The 4,471-nt window shown below is 51.7% G+C and carries 4 protein-coding genes; all 4 read right to left on the bottom strand.

Annotated elements, in window-relative coordinates; translation table 11 throughout:
• Nucleotides 1–658, bottom strand: a 658-nt coding sequence (locus ACR2PX_RS20565; RefSeq protein ID WP_434001231.1) for a ParB N-terminal domain-containing protein, incomplete at its 3' end; no start/stop codon positions are given.
• Between the two features lie 199 nt (nucleotides 659–857).
• Nucleotides 858–1,238 carry a DUF6362 family protein gene (locus ACR2PX_RS20560; protein WP_434001230.1) on the bottom strand — a complete coding sequence of 127 codons (381 nt, stop codon included), beginning with the start codon at nucleotides 1,236–1,238 and terminating at the stop codon, nucleotides 858–860.
• 477 nt (nucleotides 1,239–1,715) lie between these two features.
• Nucleotides 1,716–3,830 (bottom strand): AAA family ATPase, encoded by a 2,115-nt coding sequence (locus ACR2PX_RS20555; RefSeq protein ID WP_434001229.1) that lies wholly within the window; start codon nucleotides 3,828–3,830, stop codon nucleotides 1,716–1,718.
• Between the two features lie 50 nt (nucleotides 3,831–3,880).
• Nucleotides 3,881–4,327, bottom strand: a complete 447-nt coding sequence (locus ACR2PX_RS20550; RefSeq protein WP_434001228.1) for a hypothetical protein — start codon at nucleotides 4,325–4,327, stop codon at nucleotides 3,881–3,883.
• Nucleotides 4,328–4,471 lie beyond the last annotated feature (144 nt).

The raw sequence follows: 4,471 nt of genomic DNA, 5'->3' as shown, positions 1-4,471 counted from the left end.
TCCGACGGTCTTTCTTCGCCTTGGTGTTTTTCTCCGGGTTGGCGTAGTCGACGTTGTAGGGTGGGTCGGTGAACACCATATCCGCCAGCTGCCCAGCCATCAGAGTTTCCACATCGGCCTGTTCAGTGGCGCTGCCGCACAGCACCCTATGATCTCCCAGAATCCAGACATCGCCCAGCTGGCTGACGGGATGTTTCTCTGGCTCTGGAATCTCATCATCGTCGGTTTGACCTTCAGGCTCATCCACCAGCAGCAAACCTTCCAGCTCCTCGTCAGAGAAGCCCATCAAATCCAGGTCAAAATCCAGTGCATCCAGTTCTGCCAGTTCCTGCTTGAGCAGGTCTTCATCCCAGCCCGAGTTAGCCGTAATCTGGTTGTCGGCAATCACCAGCGCCCGACGCTGGGTTTCGGAAAGGTGCCCCAACACGATCACCGGCACGGTTTCCATCCCCAGCTGCTTCGCTGCTATCAGACGACCATGACCGGCTACGATCACGTCATCACTGCCCACCAGCACCGGATTGACAAACCCGAACTCCTCGATGGACCGGGCAATCTGACTGACCTGCTCATCGGAGTGAGTACGGGCATTGTTGGCGTAGGGCACCAGGCTGGTAACTGAGCGATGTTCGATAGCTTCGACAAGGATTCTGGACATGGTTCTTCCGTGATTTCCATTCCGTGATTTCCAGAGACAAAAAAACCTCAAACCGGGGAGGTGTGAGGTTCAGGTGTAATTCGCTTCGAGCTTAGCGTTAATTCTTGTCAAATTTGGCAAAAGTGTCCAATCCTCCAAATAAGGACTTTAAGCGACATTGACAGACAAACACGTTTTTAAGCCCCCTGAACGGGTCAAATTACCCTGATTTTTTTTGCAAAATGTGGATAGAAATTCGGTTTATGGCCTTGCACCAGTGCCCATAGGCTGTTTTTCGATTCACACCCAGGTCTTCCGCAATCACTCGCCAGGGCAGTCCCGAGGCGCGAAGCCAGATAAGCTTACGATCCTCCTCGCTGACCCAGCGTAGCCAACGCATGCACTGCACCATGCGGTCGATCTCATCCTCCGAAGGCTCGGGGAGTCTCAGAATTTTGTTTTCACCCTGGTAGACTTCCCAACGGTTGGGATTGATCTCCGGCCAGAAGGCAGAGTACCGGAGGTTAATCCCTGACGACACTCGTCGTGCCACCAGCCAGGCTTCCCGGTAACAACGTCCTAATTCATCAGTCGTATGCATGCTTCCCCCTTGGCTTCAGCAATGGCTTCAACACTTCAGTAAGGGGGAAATCTTTATATTCCCCCTTACTTATTTATAAGTAAGGCGTTCCCGGGAAGCAGTTTTTTATTACTTTTCAATCAGTTAACCACTCCCGTTTGCTTCCCGTTCCCGGACTTTCCGGGAAGCATTTTTACTTTGACTGATTGCCATTTCGATATAGTTTTCAAACAATTAGACATTGTTCTTCTAGTCACTTCTGTTCCCAAAATGCTTGGGAATTCCCAAGTATTTCTGTTTTTTTGGGAAGCATTTTCTACAGTCCTAAAAGTCAGCTTTGTTATTACTTTTCAGTCAGTTGTGTTCAAAATACCCGAAAATCAACCACTCTTTTATATACGACGATCACAGCAAAGTTTGGGAGGCAGATTTTCTTTACTTTTCAATTGGATACCCCCGATTTAAGGTCATCTTTACATTTGCTTCCCAAGAAGCTGGTTAGCGTTCCCGGGAAGGAAAATCGGCTCCTTTGCCAAACTGTCCTTTGCCAAGCGCAAAGGGTCCAAAGGGTGAGTCCAACCACTTATGCTCACGGGAACCTTCAGCAACACCTTTTACAACCCTTGGTGGTCGCTCATTCAGAAGCTCTTGAACCAGGTATTCCAACCGGCCTCGAGTCATGGGGTGAAAGACTTCAGGTAAACGATGACGTTGTTTGTAGATTCCATTGCCGCCAGTGTGCGTATAAGGATGTCCACGGCTGGCTGCTTCCCTGATGGCGCCTGATAGTGAGACCAACAACTCATAGTCGGATGAAGCCGCCCCAGTCAGCCTTCTGGTCAAGTCTTCCAGCAACCCGATACCGTTGCGTTTATAAGTACGGATTGTCCGATCCGCCGGGCCATTGGATTTCACCACCGCTCCCTGGTAAAAACTTCTCGGCTCGGGAATCAGATTCAGAGTCTGACAAACCTGTTGAACCACCAGATCCTGAGCAGGCCAGAGGGCATAAGCCATACGAACACCATCCACCAGCGCACTGCTCCCTCGGATGGCATCCCTGGCTTGCTCTGCGCTTTCGATGGGTTTCTGTCCTGGTGGTTTTCGCATATGGTGAACCACAATCACTGTGGCCCCGGTCTCACTGGCTAGGTTCGCCAACAGCCCCGTCAGGTAGCTGCCCACGGCAGGATCAGCGTTCACATCGGCATGAACAAAAGAGGACAAGGGATCAAAAACCACCAGCTTGAGATCCTCAATAGCCTGCAGCTGCCTAACCACCTGAGTAAACTCAGTTGTTGTTCTTGGCCCTTCCGGTGTTTCCCTAACCATCGGAAAAGGGCCACCTGCATTGGGTAAGGGAATGATGACCAGCTTCTCGGGAGACTTCAGTCGCAAGTCAGTCGGGTCCAGTTTTTCCAGGCGACGATGCACTTCTGCCTGATCATCCTCAGAGGTGAAAACAACCGCTGTTCCGTGTTGTAAAACCTTGCCGCCAAACACCTCGACTGGCAGGTCTTCACCACAGGCAATTTCCAACGCCAACTTGAGTGTAAGCATTCCCTTTCCTGTGTCGCCCATAGCCGCCAGGATGGACACGACACCTAACGGGAAGGAGCCTTCAATCAGGTAATGCTGTTCAGGGGCTTTGCCTTTATAACGAAGCGCACTCCAGTCTGACAGCTGCAGGCCTGCCGATTTGATTGTCTTGCGTTCGGTGCTGGCTACCCAATGATCAATATCAAAGCTTTCCTGAACAGCATCCGCCGCATCCCATTTCTCGGGTTTATCTGCGGGTGGCTTCACTATGATGACGGATAAAGCATCCATATCAGCGATGGCTTTGGCGGCACTGAAGGCATATTCCAGCCCAGTGTCGTCATTATCAGGCCAAAGAGTGACACGCTTGCCTTTGAGGGGAGACCAGTCCGTCTTATCCGTAGGAGCCTTGGCACCATTCATAGCCGTAGTCGCACAATAACCACTATCAATCAGCGCCTGGGCTGCTTTCTCTCCCTCCACCAGCAACACTTCGTCTGCTACCTTGATGCCAGGCTGGTTGTAGAGTGGTCGGGGATTGGGGGCTTTGGTTTTACGGGTCTTTACATCCCAGGGCCGGAACTCTTTACCCTCTGGCGTATCGTACCGATAGACACAGGCGATCAGGTTTCCTTCAGCATCCTGGTAATCCCACTTGCCCGTGTGATGGCCCAGATCCTCATACTCTTCCTGGTGGTTAGCAGTAGCTGGTGGAGTGAATGACGGCATACCCAACCAGTCCGCCATAAACTGGATGATTTCGGGGAAGTCCCTTTGTGCATCCAACTTCTGATGCTCTGCCGTGAGGCTGATAACGTCACCGCCTTCACCGCTTTCACCGCTTTCAAAGTCATGCCAAAGCCCGCTAGCCAGTTCCACTTCCAGGCTCTTGCCTTTCTTGCCCTGAACATTGCCCAGCACAAACTTCTGACCTCGCTTTTTTCCATTGGGAAACAGCCAAACCAGAAACTCTGGTAGACGCTCTTGAATGCGACGTTTGACTTCTTCAGCATCCAACTTGCTACCCGAGCCTTGTTCAGGAGCATCATTAAAATCAAGCCATTTGTTCTTCATTAGTCACAGTCCCTGTAGGGAAAAGCCCACCAGATGGTGGGCATATGGCGTTAATCCCACTGGTTGTTGTAGCTTTCAGCCGGATGGGGCGCTGAGTCCGGAGGACTGTAGAGCTGTGATTGCAGTTGAGCCTGGGAATGGCCTACCTGCTGACTGGCGGGTGGATGACCCTGGGGAGCCGTCTGGCCAAACATCAGCTGAGCATACTGCTTATGCTCAGGCGTAATAGCCTGCTTGATGACATTCTTGGGCTCGTCGTACTGGTCCTTTTCAGTACTGATCTTGGCGACGAACTCAATACCATCCAGCTCTGACAAAGACTGCAACTGTCGGGCTTTATAAGCCGGTGGACTGTTATCCTCGGCCTTGATATTGCGAGCCGATTGCAGGATACCTCGAACAAATGACCGGCCCATGTTCTCCCACTCCGGACCTTTGGGGCTGTGCATCCCGATCAGCGACCAGACCTTGCGCTTGGCGTACTGGCCTTCCAGCACCGTAAATTCGGCATTGAGGTCAAGGTAGGCCGCTTCGCGGCGACTTTTTGCCCAGTGCAGCCCTCCAACCTATGGGAAATACCCGTCATTTTCTTTTGTCTATCCTTACTGACTTTGATCCCGAGAACAGCAAAGGATAGAGCC

This window comes from Endozoicomonas sp., from assembly GCF_051008435.1.
Classification (GTDB): Bacteria; Pseudomonadota; Gammaproteobacteria; order Pseudomonadales; family Endozoicomonadaceae; genus Endozoicomonas_A.
Note: the sequence above shows the minus strand (reverse complement) of the source record. Positions and strands in the feature narration are given on the sequence as shown.